Source organism: Butyricicoccus sp. AF18-9LB, from assembly GCF_027684505.1.
GTDB lineage: Bacteria > Bacillota > Clostridia > Oscillospirales > Butyricicoccaceae > Agathobaculum > Agathobaculum butyriciproducens.
Genome location: NZ_JAQCWA010000017.1, coordinates 37,068 through 54,118, shown reverse-complemented (window position 1 = coordinate 54,118; position 17,051 = coordinate 37,068). Strand labels below are relative to the sequence as shown.

Below are 17,051 nucleotides of genomic sequence, written 5' to 3'. Positions count from 1 at the left end.
AGGCGTTCTTCATCTCGTCCTCGAGGATGATGATGTCCTTGTTGCGGAAACCGGCGATCAGGTCAACCTCAGCGCCCATTTCGTGCAGCTTCTTGGCCTGCGGATATGCGATCGCGCAGCCCAGACCGCCACCGACAACAGCGACCTTCTTGAGACCCTCAAGCTCGCTCGCCTTGCCGAGCGGACCGACAAAATCATGCAGGCAGTCGCCCTCGTTCAGCGCGCCGAGCGCCATCGTCGTTGCGCCGACCTCCTGAAAAATGATGGTGACAGAACCCTTTTCACGGTCAAAATCTGCGATCGTGAGCGGAATACGCTCGCCTTCTGCGCTGACACGCAGGATGATGAACTGACCCGGCTCTGCCTTGCGGGCAACGTGCGGTGCCTCGATCACCATCAGCTTGGTGTTTGCGTTCAGCGTTTGCTTTTTCAAAATCTGATACATTGGTCAAATATCCTTTCGCCAAACCGAATCGGGGTATAGGAAAAGCCGCATAAGCGGCTTTTCCAGCAATATGAGAAGAAAACTTATGGGTTAGTTAAAAGAGAGAGAATAAAAAATATTAGAGAGTATGTCTTAATGACATGAAGAATGGGAGGAACATTGGAGCGTTTTCCCAAGCGCGAGAGTGAGATGAGGGATCAGAAAATGATGCTTATACCAGGCTCTTCAGCTTGTCCAGATACTCCTGTGCATTGTCCGGAGTAATGACCTTACAGCCGGTGTCGATGAAGTCATCCAGCTTTTCGCCTTCTACAACGTCGAGCAGGCTCTTAACACACTGGTAGCCCATGTTGTACGGGTCCTGTGCAACGGTGCAGGAGATTTCGCCGTCAACAACTGCCTGTACGCCGGAGGAGATGCCGTCGAAGCCGCATACGATGATGCCGTCGCCGTCACGGCCTGCCTGCTTGATGGCACGGGATGCGCCGAGCGCAACATCGTCTGCGCAGCATACGATCGCATCGATGTCCGCGAAGGACTGGAGAACGCCATCGGTTACGGTAACAGCCTTGTCGCCTACGCCGTCGGTGTACTGCGTGGAGATAATCTCGCAGCCGCCTTCTTCCAGTGCCTTCTTGTAACCGGCTACACGAGCCTCAGAGGTGGACTCGCCCTGGATATTCGCCAGAATAACAACCTTGCCGCCCTTACCGATCTTCTCGGCTACATACTTGCCGCCCTCGTAAGCAGCGTCCTCGTGCGCCGTGCCGATAAAGGTTTCCGCCTGATCAAAATTGGTGTCGATCGCCAGAACCGGGATCTTGACGCCGGTCAGTGCATTTGCGATCTGGTCTGCCTGCAGCGGTGCGATAGCGATCGCTTCGCACATATCTGCGTTTACAATGGTCTCTACCATGTTCAGCTGACCGTCGAAGTCGGTATCGCTATTTGCACCGCGTACGTCAACTTCTACGTTGCCGAGATCCTTTTCCGCCTGCTCGATGCCTGCGATAACGTAGCTCCAGTATTCGGAAGAGGTGGTCTTGAGCACTACGCTCAGCTTATGGGTGTCGCCGCTGCTGCTTGCCTGGGAATCGCCGGAGTCATTGCCGGATGCGCTGCTGCCGCCGCATGCACTCATGGAAACTGCCATCAGTCCTGCCAGCAGCATCGCTGCGGAACGCTTAAAAAGGTTGCTTCTCTTCATCTTTCTTTCCTCCTGTTAGACAAGTTGTCTATTGGAATCATATTACCGGGTAATATGACCTTCTTTATATCAACAGGGGCGGTTTCACACCTATTCCCGCCCCTGCTGTATACCATTTGCGGGGATTATGCCTCTACCTTTTCCCACTGACCGGTGGTCTGTGCCTTGATCAGTGCGTCGGAGATCTTGCATGCCTCGTAGCCGTCCTCAGCACCCGGGCCCGGAACATCGGTCTTGCCCTGCAGGTAATCTACCCAGTGCTGCAGCTCTTCCTGATAAGCAACTACGAAACGGTTGGTCCAGTCCTCCGGGATTGCCTGACCACACTGCAGGTAAGAACGGACGATCGGCTCTGCCGCTACCGGCAGGCGGATGGTGCCCTTCTCGCAGACCAGTTCGCACAGGATCTCATAGCCGTAGTAGCTGTTGCCGGAAACCTCAACGTCGATCAGTACGCCGGAGTCAGACTGCATCAGTACCAGCTGCGGGTCCTGGCAGGTGCCTTCTGCAAAGCAGGTAGCACGCGGGAAACGAACAGCGACTTCGTTCAGGTCCTCACCCAGCAGCCAGCGGCAGATGTCGATCTCGTGGATGGCAATGTTGGTAATGTGCTGCTCGGTGGTGTGGTTCTTCGGATGGCTGCGGGTACGGCTGATGCAGTGCGCCATCAGCGGAGCACCCAGCTCGCCGGAGTCGAGGATCTTCTTCATCTTGATGTAGTCCGGGTCAAAGCGACGCATGAAGCCGATCTGCAGCAGACGCTTGCCGGAAGCCTTCTCCGCCTCTACGACCTTCTTCGCGTCCTCAAGGGTGGTAGCCAGCGGCTTCTCGCAGAATACCGGCTTGCCGGCCTGGATGCACTTTACCGCCAGATCAGCGTGCGTGCCGTCCCAGGATGCGATAACAACTGCGTCGATTTCGGGAGAAGCGATCAGCTCCTCTGCGCTTGCCATTACCTTTGCGCCGCAGGTCTTAGCAACCTCCTCGGCGCGCTCGGTGTTCAGATCGTAAACAGCAGCCAAACGAGCGCCGTCTACATAGGTTGCAATGTTCTGAGAATGGGTGTGGCCAATGTTGCCGCCTGCGCCCAGTACGCCAATAGCGAGTTCCTTCTTGCTCATGATGTGAATCTCCTTTTTTCCTTTATCTAAGGCAACACCGCACACTTAAAGCTGCGGCGCTTTGCGGAAATTTTGTCCCCTGATTGCGTTGCGATTTCTTGCAATACGTCAGTATTGCTGCAAAACCGCGCCTTATCAGTACGCAAAATTTACTCGCAAATCGCTCTTGTCCAATTATGCGGTATTGCCATAAAAAGCGGTTGTAATTTACTTCTTCTTACCGTCCAGATATGCCTGATGCAGCTGCAGACAGAACTTGAGGCTCATCGTGCCGTCGTGTGCGGTGGTCTCCGGCTTGCGGCCGGTGCGTACACAGTCAACGAAGTCGTCGATCTCAGCCTGGAACGCCTCGCCCCAGCGAGCAAGGAAGCTCTCCTGGCACTCTTCCACAAAGCCGTTCTCGGTGAACTGCGAGAGGTAATTCTTGCGCGGTACCGAGTTGACACGCAGCGTGCCCTTGGTTCCGACGATTTCACTTTCAACGTGGCTGCAGGTTGCGGTGCGGCCTACCTGAATGTAAGCGGTGGTGTTGTTATCGAACTTGGTCAGCGAGAAACCGTTGTCGTAGTCGTTGTAATCTGCCAGACCGGTGCAGACATAAGCATCGCCGGTTGCAAAGGAATCGACCGGATCGCCCTCGAGGAACCAACGTGCAAGGTCGGTGTCGTGGCTGCCCATCTCGATAAACCACGGAACGTAAATGCCCTTCTTGACGCCTTCCAGATGTGCCTCGAGCACGCTGGACGGGTCGAGCGAAACGCCCTTGAACAGGATCGGCTTGCCGATCGCACCGGCGCGGATCTTCTCCTTGGCCTCTGCGTAGGACGGGTCGAAGCGGCGCATAAAGCCAACCGTGAAGCACTTGCTGCCGTTCTCGGCAACTGCCTTCTCGATCTCCTCGCAGTCCTCGATGGTCTTAGCCAGCGGCTTCTCGCAGAAGATATGCTTCTTGGCCTTGCAGGCTGCCAGACACGGTGCCTTGTGGGCATCTGCGCCGGTTGCAACAACGATTGCGTCAACCTCGGGATTGTTTACCAGCTCGTCTACATTGGTGTAGCCATACGGTACGCCGAATTCCTCCTGAAACGCCTTGACCTTGCTCTCGGTGCGGGCGCAAACCGCTACAACCTCTGCGTGAGGATTACGCTGCAGGCTGGTGGCGTGCATACGGCCCATCATACCGATGCCAACGATACCGAAACGAATCTTCTCCATTTGTAATCCTCCTTATCAGATACCTGCGGTTTTCTTGATATACTCGCGTGCCATCTTGGCATACTCGAGCGGATTTGCCTTTGCCGGGTCCTGCTCGGCCTCTACGATGAACCAGCCCTCGTAGTGTGCATCGTGCAGAGCCTTGAATACGCCCGGATAGTCGACGCAGCCGTCACCCGGAATGGTGAAGCAGCCTTCCAGAACCGCCTTGCGGAACTTGAAGCCCTCGGCGTAAGCCTTTTCCATCATGTCGGGACGGATGTCCTTGAGGTGAACGTGGCCGATACGCGGGCCGAACTCCTTGGCAGCCTTGACGGCGTCCTCCTTGGAGAACGTGAAGTGGCCGGTGTCGAAGCAGAGGTAAACATAGCGCGGATCGGTGTTGTCCATCAGGCGCTTGGTTTCCTCAAAGGTCTGAACAACCGTTGCCATATGATGATGGAAGCACAGCTTGAAGCCGCGGTCAGTAGCAATCTTGCCCAGCTTGTTCAGACCGTCGCACAGCTTATCCCACTCTTCGTCGGTGGCGATCGGCTTGTTGTCACCGAACATCGAGCACTCCTCTGCGAACAGGCAGCGGGTCAGCTCGCATACGTTGATGCGGCTTGCACCGACAGCCTCGAGGAAGTCCAGCTGCTCGATAAATGCCTTTTCGTTCTCCTCGTAGGGGGTCGAGCACAGGAAGCTCGAGAACCACTGGGATGCAATCTTGATGCCGCGCAGGTCGAGTGCCTTGTTCAGTACGGCCGGGTCGGTCGGGAACTTGCCGCCAACCTCGGTGCCCTGAAAGCCTGCCAGAGCCGCTTCGGAAACCATCTGCTCGAAGGTCAGCTCGCCGCCGAGCTGCGGCATGTCGTCATTCGTCCAGCCGATCGGCGCAATGCCGAGTTTTACATTATTAAACATAGCCTTGAACCTCCCTTAGCACTTTTCCCAAGTGCCCGACTTAACGGACTTGAGCACTGCGTTGATAATGCCGTCAACCTTGGCGCCCATCTCGAAGTTGCAGATGTACTCGCCGCCGTGCATTGCCTGCATGAGTGCGTGAGCCTGCAGCGTCTTCATGTCGTCGAAGGCGATTGCGATGCCGCCTGCCGGCTGGAAGTACTTGAAGCCCTCGTGCTGCGGGTTGAGCAGTACGGTGCGGAAGCCGCAGTCACGGCCGTTGTCCTTGTCAGCGTCAGCCTTGAAGTAAACCTGAACCTCGCACATGCGCTCCAGATCGTATACTACAGAACCCTCGGTGCCCTGAATCTCGTAGTAGAAGTAGTTCTTGCGGCCGGTTGCAACACGAGAGGACGAGAAGTCACCAATTGCACCGTTTTCATACTTAACGAGGAAGGTGATGAGGTCGTCGTTCTCAACCTTGCCCATCTCAGTGCTGCCTGCCTTGACCGGACGCTCCGGAATAACGATGGACTGTACGCCCAGAACCTCGCTCATGTCGCCCATGATCATCTGGGAAACGCTCAGCAGATGGCTGCACAGGTCGCCGAGTGCGCCCGAGCCTGCCAGCTTGTTGATGTGACGCCATGCGATCGGAATGGACGGATCGAGCAGCATATCCTGATCGTAGGTAGCGTGTACGCGCATGATCTTGCCCAGCTTGCCGGACTTGACGAGTTCCGCAACATACTGGTTTGCCGGGTTCATGATGTTGGAGAAACCGCAGTAGTTGACTACGCCCTTTTCCTTAGCCAGATCAGCCAGCTCGCGGGACTGCTCAGCAGACAGAGACAGCGGCTTCTCGCAGAAAACATGTTTGCCGTGCTCCAGAGCAGCCTTTGCCATCTCGTAGTGCATGCAGTTCGGGGTCGCAACGTCAACCAGGTCGATTTCGGGATCGGTAACAACGTCCATCCAGTTGGTGGTGTAGCGGTTGTAGCCCATGTTCTTCGCGAACTTTGCTACTGCGTCCTCGCTGACATCGCTTACCAGCTCAAATACCGGCATATCATCGCCGAAGATCATGCGTGCATTGTGGAATGCGGTGGTGTGGGCCTTGCCCATCCAGCCGGCGCCGATCAGACCGATTTTAATTTCCTTGCTCATAAGTTTTTCCTCCTCAAAAAATCTCAATACCTTTGTTGGATTTTATCGAAAACGCCTTGTGCGTTTCTTACAATGTGAATAGTTGAATGGTTTCCGGGGTCCGGCTCATTATCGAGCCAGACCGATCGGAGAGAACAACGCGTAGACGCAAAGCATCAGGATGAAGCAGGTCAGCGCGGCGGGTTTTACATACTTCCACGGGGTCAGGTCAACAGCCTTGGAATCCTCGAGGATAAAGTCGGTAGCACGGGGCTTGAACTTGCCGATGAGCAGCATCAGTGCCAGGTCTACCGGGAACAGTACCGAAAGAACATACAGGTAATGCACATTCAGCGGCAGGAACTTGGAGATCGAGTACAGGATAACGTGTACGACCAGCGTAATTTTCGGTGCACAGGCCGGAACGCGCTTGGTGTAGAAGCCTACCAGCACGATCGCGAGGATCGGCATGGAGTAGAAGCCGAAGCACTCCTGCAGGAAGTCATACAGACCGGACGGTGCATTGCTGACGAACGGCGCTACGCAGATGGATACGATCGCAAGACCGGTACCAACGCGCTTGCCTACGCTTACCAGATGAGAGTCGCTTGCGGTCTGGTTGAACAGCGGACGGTGGAAGTCCAGCGTGTAAAGCGTTACACAGCTGTTCAGTGCCGAGTTAAAGGACGACAGGATCGCACCGAACAGAACCGCTGCGATGATGCCGAGCAGCCAGTTCGGAACAACCGTGGTGATCAGAGACGGATATGCCAGGTCGCTGTTTGCCAAGCCGTCTCCGAAGAAGCGGTAAGCCAGCAGACCGCAGATGGTGATGAAGAACGGATCCAGCAGCTTGAGGAAGGCGGTGAACACTGCGCCGCGCTGTGCCTGCGCCAGATTCTTTGCTGCCAGCGTGCGCTGGATGATGGACTGGTTGGTGCACCAGTAGAACAGGTTGTTGAACAGCATGCCGAGGAACAGGACCGGCCACGGAATCATCGGAGGCAGGGCGTTCGCCGGATTGACCGCGTTGAACTTTTCTGCCGGAACATTGGTGATGAAGTCCTGAATACCGGCAAGGAAACTGCCGTTGCCGAGGATGCAGATGGACAGGATCGGAATCAGCAGACCGCCGATCAGCAGGCCCACGCCGTTTACGGTATCAGATACCGCAACTGCCTTCAGGCCGCCGAAGATTGCGTAGATGGAACCGATAACGCCGATTGCAACACACAGGATCGCAATACTCTGATAAGTGGTGATGCCGAACAGCTGATCCAGATGGAAAATCTGGTTGAAGGCCAGCGCACCGGAGTATAGTACGGTTGGCAGGTAAGTAAGCATGTAGCCGAGCAGGAACAGGAACGAGATGATCTGCTTGGTGGTGCGGTCAAATCGAACCTCCAGAAATTCCGGAATGGTGGTGATGCCGGCTTTCAGATACTTCGGCAGGAAGATCAGTGCCAGCGCCAGCAGCGCGATACTTGCGTTTACCGACCAGCTCATGGCGCCCATGTTGGTCGAATAGCTTTGTCCGGCCTGTCCGACCAGCTGTTCGGTGGACAGGTTGGTCATTTCCAGTGAACCGGCGATGACCAGACCGGTCAGTCCGCGTCCTGCAAGGAAGTAGCCTTCCTTGGTGGACAGGTTCTCCTCCTTGGTCTTGTACCATGAGATCAAGGCCACCAGACCGGTGAAGGCGATGAATGTTAAAATGATAATCAAATGTTTCAACCCCTCTTCTGAATAAAAAAATCCTATTATATTGTAGAATTTCCTATTCTGGTTTTTTCTTTTCCCTTCGTCTTTTTAACTCAAAAGAAACTATTTTTGTGTTTTTGTTCGTTTCCCTTTCGTTGTACCTATCATATATCAAATTCTCACATTCATCACTACACAGGATAATAATAAAATATCAAAATTTTATACTTTTTATCAGTATTATTTTTTGATATAATTGTATAAGAAAAGCGAATGACAGCATTTCCATACCATGATATGGTACAAAAAAAGGAGTTGACACCAATTATGCTTAACGATATGGGTATTCTGGCAGATTCTGTCCGCTATTACCACGATGCAGATGCCTTCACCGCGACTAACCTGTACCATGTTCCGCACGCAGGCAGCTACCATTGCGACGAAACATACGGTATGCAGCGTAATTATCTGGATATCTGCCAGATGCTTATTGTAGATGAAGGCGAACTGTCGGTCACCTACCGCGGTGAAACACGCACTGCCGGTCCCGGCAGCCTGATTCTGCTTGACTGCAGAGAACCGCACAGCTATCACGCCCTCACACCGATTCGCATGCGCTGGTTCCACTTTGCAGGCAACGGCAGCACGGCCTATACACATCTTATCCTCAATACGCACGGGTTCATCCTGCCCACCGGAAGCAATGCCGAGATTGAGGAATGTGTCCGCCGCATCATGGTCTCGGTGCACCAGAACCAGCCCAATCCTCATATTATTTCCCTGACGATCAACAAGCTGCTCGTTCTGCTCGTGCTCGTGCTCGGGGAAAAGAAAAAAAGCGATCTCGAGATCGCCATTCAGGACTCAGCCGACTATATGACGTACAATTTTGCGGACAAATCGCTCTCCATCGAACACCTGTCCCAGCGTGCTGCGCTCAGCACCTGCTACTATATGCGTAAGTTTAAGGAATACCAGTCGGCAACACCGCATCAGTTTTTGCAGACTGTGCGTCTGAGCGCCGCAAAGCAGCAGCTGCTCACCACCTCGCAGAGTATTGAGACCATCGCAGATAACTGCGGTTTCTCCAGTGCTTCGCACTTTATTATGGCCTTCCGTAAGAGCACCGGCATTACCCCGCATCAGTACCGCACCCAGTGGAAATAAAAAGCACACTCTCCGTACTGCGTCCACAGGATGAAACGGTCGCGTGTACAGACAGGCAAGCGCAGCGCAGCTGTGCTATCCGAACGGTGATATTCATCAGATTGCTGCGCGAAATGTCGTTTTTATGACACGAATCGTATAACAGACCAATCGCGTGCTTATACAGATTATGGTATAACAATCAAAAATCAGGTACATATACGGTGTCTGAGAGATAGGCAAACCCATCGAAAGATGGGGGACGCAAAGCCGGAAGGGTCTAAGGCGGCGAACGCCGCAATGACAGCCGGTTGTAAGCATCAGCGAAGACGCTGTTAACCTCTTCTGCGCTTTATTTGGCAGAAGGAGGTGTACGCCGTCAAAAGAATATGGCAAGCCGATTCGCGGTGCAATACACTGCTCGCAGAGCAGGTAAAACTCTGCCCTTTTGTGCTGTTCCAACAAAGATATAAAAACGCTTTCAAGTCATGAGTAGCCATGTCTTGAAAGCGTTTTTTTATTTAAATTTGAAGCCGTTAAAGCAGATAAAATACGGAGGGAAAGTTATGAAAAACGATTGTTATCGGCAATAGTATCATTGTGTTTGTTGCGACAATGGCGCCGACTGTGGCGTTTGCGGCGGTCGCAGAACTCGAACGCGAGTACATCCTCCAGCGCCAGCGCGAGGGTATCGCCATTGCCAAGACAAAGAGCCAGTACACCGGACGCAAGCCGATACCGCTGCCGGACAACTACGAGCGGGTTGTTTCCCGATGGCGTGCCGGAGAGATTACCGCAATCGAGGCTATGTGGCAGACTAGACTTAAACCTAACACCGAGTTCATGGAAAACGGTCTGGAGGCCGAGCTGGACGATCAACTGGGCTACAGCCGGTATGACTACAAGAACAAGGACACGGATAACGGCCGGAACGGGCGCAGCAGCAAAACCCTGCGCACCAGTTTTGGCGATGTAGAGGTATCTGTGCCGCGGGATCGCAAGAGCGAATTCGAACCCAAGGTGCTGCGGAAAAATCAGACCAGCATCAGCCAGGACATCGAGGATATTTTCATTGCTGTACGGATAATTTGACCGGTTTTTCTGCGGCGATCGAGGCGGTCTATCCCAAGACGGAAATCCAGAACTGCATCATCCATCAGCTTCGAAATTCCGGCAAATATGTCTCTTACAAGGATTTGAAGGCACTTATGGCTGACTTGAGAGCAGTCTACGCAGCGGTAGATGAATCGGCTGCTTTGGACGCGTTAGACACGTTTGCAGAACACTGGGACAAGAAATATCCTAAGATTTCTCAGTCATGGAGGGATAACTGGGCAAATCTCAGTACCTATTTCAAGTTTCCTCAGGCACTCCGACGGCTGATCTATACGACCAACACGATTGAAGGCTTTAACCGTCAGCTCAGGAAGGTAACCAAGTCGAAATCCGTGTTTCCGACCGATGACAGTCTTTTCAAAATGCTGCAGCATGAGCCGAAAACCTGTAAACGCTGCACAGTATGTGCTCAGAAACGGAGGAACAGCAGATGATTACGAACGAGTACGGTATTCATACCTTTTCACTAAAATTTCAATGCAAATATTCCGAAATTCAGAATATTATCGAACAAAATGAGTGCATTCGTACCGGCAAAGGGAAATCAGGGCTTTCGTCATATTACCAGATGCCGCAGTTCAAGTCCATCGGCGTTGAAATTCACTTAGGGCAATCCATCTCGCATCCGTGCTGGCTGATACTGATTGTTAACCCGTCTTCTCCGCTCGCCAGTACCTATGAACCGACTGCATTATTTCAAGCTGACGAAAAGTCTGTTCAACAGCTAAAGCACCACCTGCGGAATATCCTTGATAAGATCGGCGTTGACCGGCGGCTCAAGGGGTTTAAGCTGTCGAGGTATGATTTGACCTGCAATCTGTATTATGACCGCAAGGCGGATGTTCAAGATCGTTTGGATATTTTCAAGAAATCCTTTCCTATCCTCCACTACAGTGCGGTTAAGTTCGGCCAATATTCAAATTCCAATGAAAGATTCAAAGGCGCCAATAAGCATTCATCGAGTTAACGTACTGGAAATGGTTCGGATAAAGGCTTGTTACAGGGTATTTGTGTCTGCTTAAACGGTGCGATTTGACAATCAATCGCCAACATTAGAATAAGCATACATGAATTAAAGTGAAATGCGTTTTCACCTATGTTGATGGAGGTTTTCTATGCCGAACGATGAAATCCTAACCGTCAAAGAGACGGCCGCCCTGCTCAAGACCACGCGCCAGCAGATCCGCAAAATGATCGCAAACGAAGAACTCCCGGCCGTAAAGGTTGGCCGGGAGTGGAGGGTGCGGAAGGCGGGGATTATGGAGTTTTTTTGAGGTGAATTTGTAAACATACCTATTGGATCATATAGCCGTATATTTTCCGCATCAACACATCCAGATAAAGTTTTCTTTCGCGCTGTAAAATATAATTTGATCCTGTGGAAGATGAAGAGTTTGGCTGATATATTTTCGCTGATGTTCCAGATTGGCAATCTGAGCTGCCGTCAGAGATGTGCTATGTCGCGAGATTGGCGCTGCTTTATCGGCGCAGTTAATCGCAATAATCAAACGGGAACATGAGACAGGGACAGCATTGACTGAAACAATGCTAGATCGTTAGCATAATCTCTTTGATCCGATCGCAGCACATATACGATACAGATGCAATGATGCAATATATCTTTCAAGCATCAAATTCCACACACAGGATCAGAAATGATCAATCAATGCGAAATGGCAGGAGCACTTCATTCATGCGTTCAATATTCTGTACGACGCTGTCCTTGCGGCGGATAGCAAGGCTGACATAAAGCGTGTCGATGAGGGAGAACTGCGCCACGCGCGGCGACACGAAAAGCTGCTCGGGCGAATACAGCTCAAGGCAGATGTCGCTGACTTCTTTGAGCGGCGTATCCGGATAGCCGGTGATGCCGATGGTCGGTGCGCCGCACTCCTTCGCGGTACGCACGGCCGACACGATTTCGCGCGTCTTGCCGGTATGCGAGATGGCGATAACCGCCGTATCCGGGCCGCATTGGCTCGCCTGAATCTGCATCAGGTGCGAATCGGTCAGCGAAACCGCGCGGATACCGATGCGCATGAGGCGGATGTAGAAGTCCTCCGCGATGGTGCCGGACGCGCCGACTCCGAGGATGAGGATATTCTCCGCCCGGTTGAGCGCCCCCACCGCCTGCTCGATTTTCTCGAAATCAAGCAGCTGGAGCGCCCGCTCGAGCGTGTCGATATTCCGGCCGAACACATTCTCCGAAATGGTCGAAATACTATCGGTTTCGGACAGATCTTCAAAAATCGTGCGCACCGACTTAGGAGAATATTTCGCCAGCAGCAGCTTTACCTCGCTGAAGCCCGCGCAGCCGACGATCTTGCAGAATCGAATAATACTCGACTCCGCGATGTCAAGCTCGGCCGCCATCTGCTGAATGCTGATCGAGGTAATATGTACCGGATCGGCTAAGATATAGTCCGCAATCCGCTTTCCAACCTTGGATAAAGTCGAATACTGCGACTGAATTGCGGCATAAACGTTCTTGTCCATGCAATCACCCTGCACTTCCGCATCATATAGTAATTTCATTGTATCACAAAACATCGACCTTGTGAAGAATGCACAAAATTGAATATTATTCTTTTTACAATATGATTTATTGAATTTTATTCCGCTCAGTGCTATACTTGTAGATGTTCGGTGGAACGGACTTCCACTGAAAGGGTATAGCGAGAGACGAGTCCGGACAACGTCTCAAAGGCAGACCCACTCCCGATGCGCCCGGCGCACCGGACGGTCTGTATCGCTGCAACTGAAAAGAAAAGAAAAACAAAAAAGGACTGAGCAAAACCATGGGCAAATCCAGCAACCCGACTTTCGCGGGTGATAAGGAATTTGAGAAAATCCATCTCAAAGAAAAGTTTTCCTACGGCCTCGGCGACGTTGCCTGTAACGTTGTCTACGCCCTGACAACCTCGCTGCTGATTTACTTCTACACCAACGTAGTCGGTATCTCGGCGGCTATGATCGGTACCATCATGCTGTTCTCCCGTTTCTTCGATGGTATTTCCGACGTACTTATCGGTCATCTGGTTGACCGCACGCATTCCAAGCACGGCAAATCCCGTGCATGGATTCTCTGGATGATGATTCCGTACGGCATCGCAGCCATCCTGCTGTTCACCGTTCCGCCCGCAACCCCGATCGTCAAGGGCATCTACGTTTTCATCACCTATAACTTCTGCACCACCGTTGTCTACACCGCACTCAACCTTCCGTATGCAACGCTGGCTACCCTGATGACCCGCGATACCGACCAGCGCGCCGTTGTCAACCTGTTCCGTACCGGTATGTCTGCCCTCGGCAACATGGTCATCACCGCCATTACCTTCCCGCTCGTCACCCGTCTGGGTGACACCCAGCAGGCATGGATCGAGGTTTCCATCCTCTACGCCATCGTTTCCATCATCATGCTGTTCATCTGCTTCAAGAACTGCCACGAGCGCGTCAAGGAAGAGACCAAGACCAAGGACGGCAAGAACGTTCCGCTCTGGATGGGCATCAAGCTCTGCGTCACCAACAAGTACTTCATCATGTTCTTCATGCTCGCTGTGTTCCTGTCCTTCTATGAGGCAGTTACCGGCACCTGCAACGCATACTACGCACAGTACATTCTCGGCAACCGCGACCTGCTCGGCGCACTCGCGTCCTTCGAATCCATTCCGCAGATCGTCACCGTTCTTGTCCTCTCCCCGTTCATCGCCAAGTTCGGCAAGCGCAATGTCGCTCTCATCGGCGCAATCGTCGCCGTTATCGGCACGGTTTCCCTGTTCATCAACCCGAGCGCCCTCAATCTTGCACTGTTTGCCTGCGTCATGCGCGGCATCGGCAAGGGCTGCTTCCGCGGCGTCAAGTACTCCATGCTCGCTGACGTTATCGAGTACGGCGCATGGAAGAGCGGCATCCGTGTACAGGGCCTGATGGTATCTGCTACCACTGCCGGCCAGAAGTTCGGCTCCGGCATGACCAGCGCGATCTTCGGCGCCCTGATGAGCCTTGTAGGCTTCGCCGGCACCGCAACCATCAATGCCGCACAGTCTCAGATGCTCATCGCCATCTACATCATCGGCAACATCATCGCCTGGGGCGGCATCGGCGTACTGCTGATCTTCTACAAGCTCGATAAGATCTATCCGCGCATTATCACCGAGATGAAGCAGCGCGAAGCTGCCGAGGCAGCAAAGGCGACCGCAAACGCCTGATTTTCCCCCGCACTCCCTCATTTTTACGCATCATCTTTTTCTTCCCTTATATGGATCAGCCGGCGGAGTCAAGCATTCCTGCCGGCTGCCCCCATATTCTACCGCAAATAAAATTCTGTAAATATCCACCATTTATATGAAAGGCGTGTAACAAATGGAAACCCTGTCCTACGAAAAACGCATCGAACTCGGTAATCTCGTCCCGGCGCTCGGCCAGTTCAAGGTCATGGAAAAAATCCCGCAGTATCAGCAGTGCGAGGTGCACAACCTCGTGGATGCGCCCGCCGAGGTGCCCGAAACGCTGCGCCACGTTGTATTCAACATCGAGCGCGGCCAGACGCTTCACGAAACCATCGACTTTCTCAATATGTGCCCCGACCTCAAAAACATGGACATCATCTACGCCAACGAGCTGGATGACGGCGCGGTCCGCTCGGGCAACTGCAACGTTGCCTACGAAATCGCGAAATCCATCGGCATGAATTACGCCTACGGTCTGGAGTTTATCGAGCTGGTAAATCCCGAGGACAACAAGGGCTTCCACGGCAACGCCCTGTTCTCCCGCTGGCCCATCCGCTGGGCGAAGGTCGTCCATATGCCCGAGCAGTACAACTGGTACTATGACCGTCAGAAGCGTATCGGCGCACGTGTCGCCATTGTCTGCTCGCTCGACATCGGCGGACGCGAGGTCGGCGCGGTCAGCGTTCATCTGGAGAACCGTGCGGACAGCGAGGGCCGCGAAGCGCAGATGGCAGTCGTATATGATGAGATCAAGCGTTCGTTCGCGCCCGATACGCCGGTCATGATCGGCGGCGATCTGAACACCAATACGTTCGACGGCAACGACATTCCGGGATTTACCAAGCTGTTCAACGACCCGGAGCGTCTCTCCAAGCACATGGAGCACGTTGAGCAGTACGAGCGCGTTCTGCCGCAGGCGGAGGAAAACGGCTTCTCCTACCGCGAGTTCAGCAGCATCGAGGGCACGCGCCGCAAGCCGATGCCGGGCGGCAAGAGCATGCTGCTCAAGCTGGACTGGCTGATGGCGCGCGGCATGGAATGCGTCGATCACGGCACGATTTCGACCGAGACGAAGGACTGCACCTGGGCCGAGCCGGGCAGCGCGCTGGCGAAGTTCACAGGTCCCGAGCTGTCCGACCACAACGCCTGCTGGGCAGACTGTCGATTCGCAAAGTAAATACTGAAATCTATTGTAGAAAGCTGCACACGCTGCATACATATTGGCAGCGTGTGCACTTTTTATCGAGTGAGGAGAACCTACATCAAATGAGTGGAATGATACAATACCTGCGCGAACTTCATTTCGCCTCGGTCGTAGTGCGGCTCGCCCTTGCGATGCTGCTCGGCGGCTGCATCGGTCTGGAGCGCGGACGCAAGCGCCGTCCGGCCGGTTTCCGCACCTATATGCTCGTCTGTCTTGGCGCGGCGCTGACCGTGCTGCTCAGCCTGTACGAATTTACCATGGTGACAGGGCCGTGGTCGGATATTTGCGCAGAGATCGGCATAAAAACCGACGTTTCGCGTTTCGGCGCACAGGTCATCAACGGCATCGGCTTTCTGGGCGCAGGAACCATTCTCGTTACCGGCCGCCAGCAGGTCAAGGGCCTGACCACTGCCGCTGGTCTGTGGGCGTCGGCCTGCACCGGCCTTGCGGTCGGCGCAGGATTTTACGAGTGCGTGCTCATCGCATTCGCGATGATATTTCTCAGCATCCGCCTGTTCCCAATTGTGGATGCGTACATACAGGAGAACGCGCGTGACATCAATCTGTACATGGAGTTCCATTCGCTCGGGGACATCAGTACCATCATCAATCAGCTGAAAGCGCAGAACGTGCAGATCTACGACATCGATATCGAGCGGAACAAAAGTGGCGAGGCGCTGCACCCAAGTGCGATCTTCTCGATCCGCCTCAATGAAAAAATACCGCACACGCAGCTTCTCTCCGATCTGGCGGAGCTGGACTGCCTTTGCGTGATCGAAGAGCTGTAAGGAGTGGACTGCTATGTTATCTGTTTTTGACGGCCTGCGCGACGTGACGACGCTTTCCGTGTTCGTGCGTCTGGCCTGCGCGCTCATCTGCGGCGGCATTATCGGTATCGAGCGCTCGTACAAGCGCCGCCCGGCCGGCTTCCGCACGCACATCCTCATCTGCATCGGCGCGGCCATCACCACGCTGACGAGTCAGTATCTGTATCTGAATATGCACTATTTTACAGATATGGCGCGCCTCGGTGCACAAGTTGTGGCGGGTATTGGCTTCATCGGTGCGGGCACCATCATCGTTACTAAGCGGCAGCGCGTCAAGGGTCTGACCACAGCGGCTGGTCTCTGGACCTCGGCCATCATCGGCCTCACCTTTGGCGGCGGCTTCTACGAGGGCGGCATTCTCGCGACCGTGTTCATCATGCTCGCCGAGCTTGTGTTCTCGCGGCTGGAGTACCGTGTGTTGGAGCACGTTCCCGAGATCAATGTGTATATGGAATATGAGGATAAAACGTGTCTGGACGATGTGCTGCAGTTGTACCGCAGATGTGATGTCAAGGTGCTGAATATCCAGATCACCCGTGCGGCGGAAAACGGTGAGCACAATGCCTGTGCGATCTTCACACTGCGCCTGCCGCGCAGCTGCACGGTAAACCGTCTGATGACACTGGTCGGCGAGCGTGAAGGCATCGTGTCGGTCGAGGAACTGTAAAACAACAGAACGCAGAAAGAGGCTGACGAATCTGCGCTTTCAAACGAATGGAATTCGCGTCCTATGTCACAATTTTTCGTCTTTTTTGTAAAAAATGAAGTGTACATCCCCACTTTTACAAAGATTACACAAAAATGAATTT

At 53.5% G+C, this 17,051-nt stretch carries 15 protein-coding genes, 1 pseudogene and 1 riboswitch; of the genes and pseudogenes, 8 read left to right on the top strand and 8 right to left on the bottom strand.

Annotation, left to right across the window (positions count from 1 at the left end; all coding sequences use genetic code 11):
• The 7 genes from PGY33_RS10300 to PGY33_RS10270 form a co-directional block, all read right to left on the bottom strand.
• Positions 1-445, bottom strand: a 445-nt coding sequence (locus tag PGY33_RS10300; RefSeq protein WP_270478494.1) for an FAD-binding oxidoreductase, incomplete at its 3' end; no start/stop codon positions are given.
• A 211-nt stretch (positions 446-656) separates the two neighbouring features.
• Complete coding sequence (locus PGY33_RS10295; RefSeq protein WP_118480705.1) at positions 657-1,652, bottom strand: sugar ABC transporter substrate-binding protein; 996 nt, start codon at positions 1,650-1,652, stop codon at positions 657-659.
• A gap of 125 nt (positions 1,653-1,777) precedes the next feature.
• On the bottom strand, positions 1,778-2,773 hold the full coding sequence (locus tag PGY33_RS10290) for a Gfo/Idh/MocA family oxidoreductase (RefSeq protein WP_270478492.1): 996 nt from the start codon (positions 2,771-2,773) through the stop codon (positions 1,778-1,780).
• 207 nt (positions 2,774-2,980) lie between these two features.
• Positions 2,981-3,988, bottom strand: coding sequence for a Gfo/Idh/MocA family oxidoreductase (locus PGY33_RS10285; protein WP_118286021.1), 1,008 nt, complete (start codon positions 3,986-3,988; stop codon positions 2,981-2,983).
• Between the two features lie 15 nt (positions 3,989-4,003).
• Positions 4,004-4,894, bottom strand: coding sequence for a myo-inosose-2 dehydratase (gene iolE, locus PGY33_RS10280; RefSeq protein ID WP_270478490.1), 891 nt, complete (start codon positions 4,892-4,894; stop codon positions 4,004-4,006).
• A 15-nt stretch (positions 4,895-4,909) separates the two neighbouring features.
• Complete coding sequence (locus PGY33_RS10275; protein WP_118648954.1) at positions 4,910-6,040, bottom strand: Gfo/Idh/MocA family protein; 1,131 nt, start codon at positions 6,038-6,040, stop codon at positions 4,910-4,912.
• 108 nt (positions 6,041-6,148) lie between these two features.
• The gene (locus tag PGY33_RS10270; RefSeq protein WP_118480699.1) at positions 6,149-7,744 is read right to left on the bottom strand and encodes a solute:sodium symporter family transporter; all 1,596 of its coding nucleotides are present in this window, start codon (positions 7,742-7,744) and stop codon (positions 6,149-6,151) included.
• A 303-nt stretch (positions 7,745-8,047) separates the two neighbouring features.
• Between PGY33_RS10270 and PGY33_RS10265 the strand changes: the two genes are divergently transcribed.
• The 4 genes and pseudogenes from PGY33_RS10265 to PGY33_RS10250 all read left to right on the top strand — a co-directional run bounded on the left by PGY33_RS10265 (position 8,048) and on the right by PGY33_RS10250 (position 11,256).
• Positions 8,048-8,887 carry a helix-turn-helix domain-containing protein gene (locus PGY33_RS10265; RefSeq protein WP_118361181.1) on the top strand — a complete coding sequence of 280 codons (840 nt, stop codon included), beginning with the start codon at positions 8,048-8,050 and terminating at the stop codon, positions 8,885-8,887.
• A gap of 207 nt (positions 8,888-9,094) precedes the next feature.
• Positions 9,095-9,185: riboswitch (cyclic di-GMP riboswitch) on the top strand.
• Between the two features lie 377 nt (positions 9,186-9,562).
• Positions 9,563-10,350 (top strand): annotated as a pseudogene (locus PGY33_RS10260) (IS256 family transposase); the annotation flags it as partial.
• A 62-nt stretch (positions 10,351-10,412) separates the two neighbouring features.
• On the top strand, positions 10,413-10,949 hold the full coding sequence (locus PGY33_RS10255) for a hypothetical protein (RefSeq protein ID WP_118480695.1): 537 nt from the start codon (positions 10,413-10,415) through the stop codon (positions 10,947-10,949).
• Positions 10,950-11,097: 148 nt separating this feature from the next.
• Complete coding sequence (locus PGY33_RS10250; RefSeq protein WP_118480693.1) at positions 11,098-11,256, top strand: helix-turn-helix domain-containing protein; 159 nt, start codon at positions 11,098-11,100, stop codon at positions 11,254-11,256.
• A gap of 385 nt (positions 11,257-11,641) precedes the next feature.
• On the opposite strand, the gene PGY33_RS10245 is transcribed toward PGY33_RS10250, so the two are convergent.
• Positions 11,642-12,478, bottom strand: coding sequence for a MurR/RpiR family transcriptional regulator (locus PGY33_RS10245; protein WP_270478486.1), 837 nt, complete (start codon positions 12,476-12,478; stop codon positions 11,642-11,644).
• Between the two features lie 302 nt (positions 12,479-12,780).
• Between PGY33_RS10245 and PGY33_RS10240 the strand changes: the two genes are divergently transcribed.
• The 4 genes from PGY33_RS10240 to PGY33_RS10225 all read left to right on the top strand — a co-directional run bounded on the left by PGY33_RS10240 (position 12,781) and on the right by PGY33_RS10225 (position 16,909).
• The gene (locus PGY33_RS10240) at positions 12,781-14,190 is read left to right on the top strand and encodes an MFS transporter (RefSeq protein WP_118361188.1); all 1,410 of its coding nucleotides are present in this window, start codon (positions 12,781-12,783) and stop codon (positions 14,188-14,190) included.
• Positions 14,191-14,344: 154 nt separating this feature from the next.
• Positions 14,345-15,388, top strand: coding sequence for an endonuclease/exonuclease/phosphatase family protein (locus tag PGY33_RS10235; RefSeq protein WP_270478484.1), 1,044 nt, complete (start codon positions 14,345-14,347; stop codon positions 15,386-15,388).
• An 89-nt stretch (positions 15,389-15,477) separates the two neighbouring features.
• Positions 15,478-16,203 carry an MgtC/SapB family protein gene (locus PGY33_RS10230; protein ID WP_118361192.1) on the top strand — a complete coding sequence of 242 codons (726 nt, stop codon included), beginning with the start codon at positions 15,478-15,480 and terminating at the stop codon, positions 16,201-16,203.
• A gap of 13 nt (positions 16,204-16,216) precedes the next feature.
• Positions 16,217-16,909 carry an MgtC/SapB family protein gene (locus PGY33_RS10225; RefSeq protein ID WP_118480685.1) on the top strand — a complete coding sequence of 231 codons (693 nt, stop codon included), beginning with the start codon at positions 16,217-16,219 and terminating at the stop codon, positions 16,907-16,909.
• Positions 16,910-17,051: the final 142 nt, after the last annotated feature.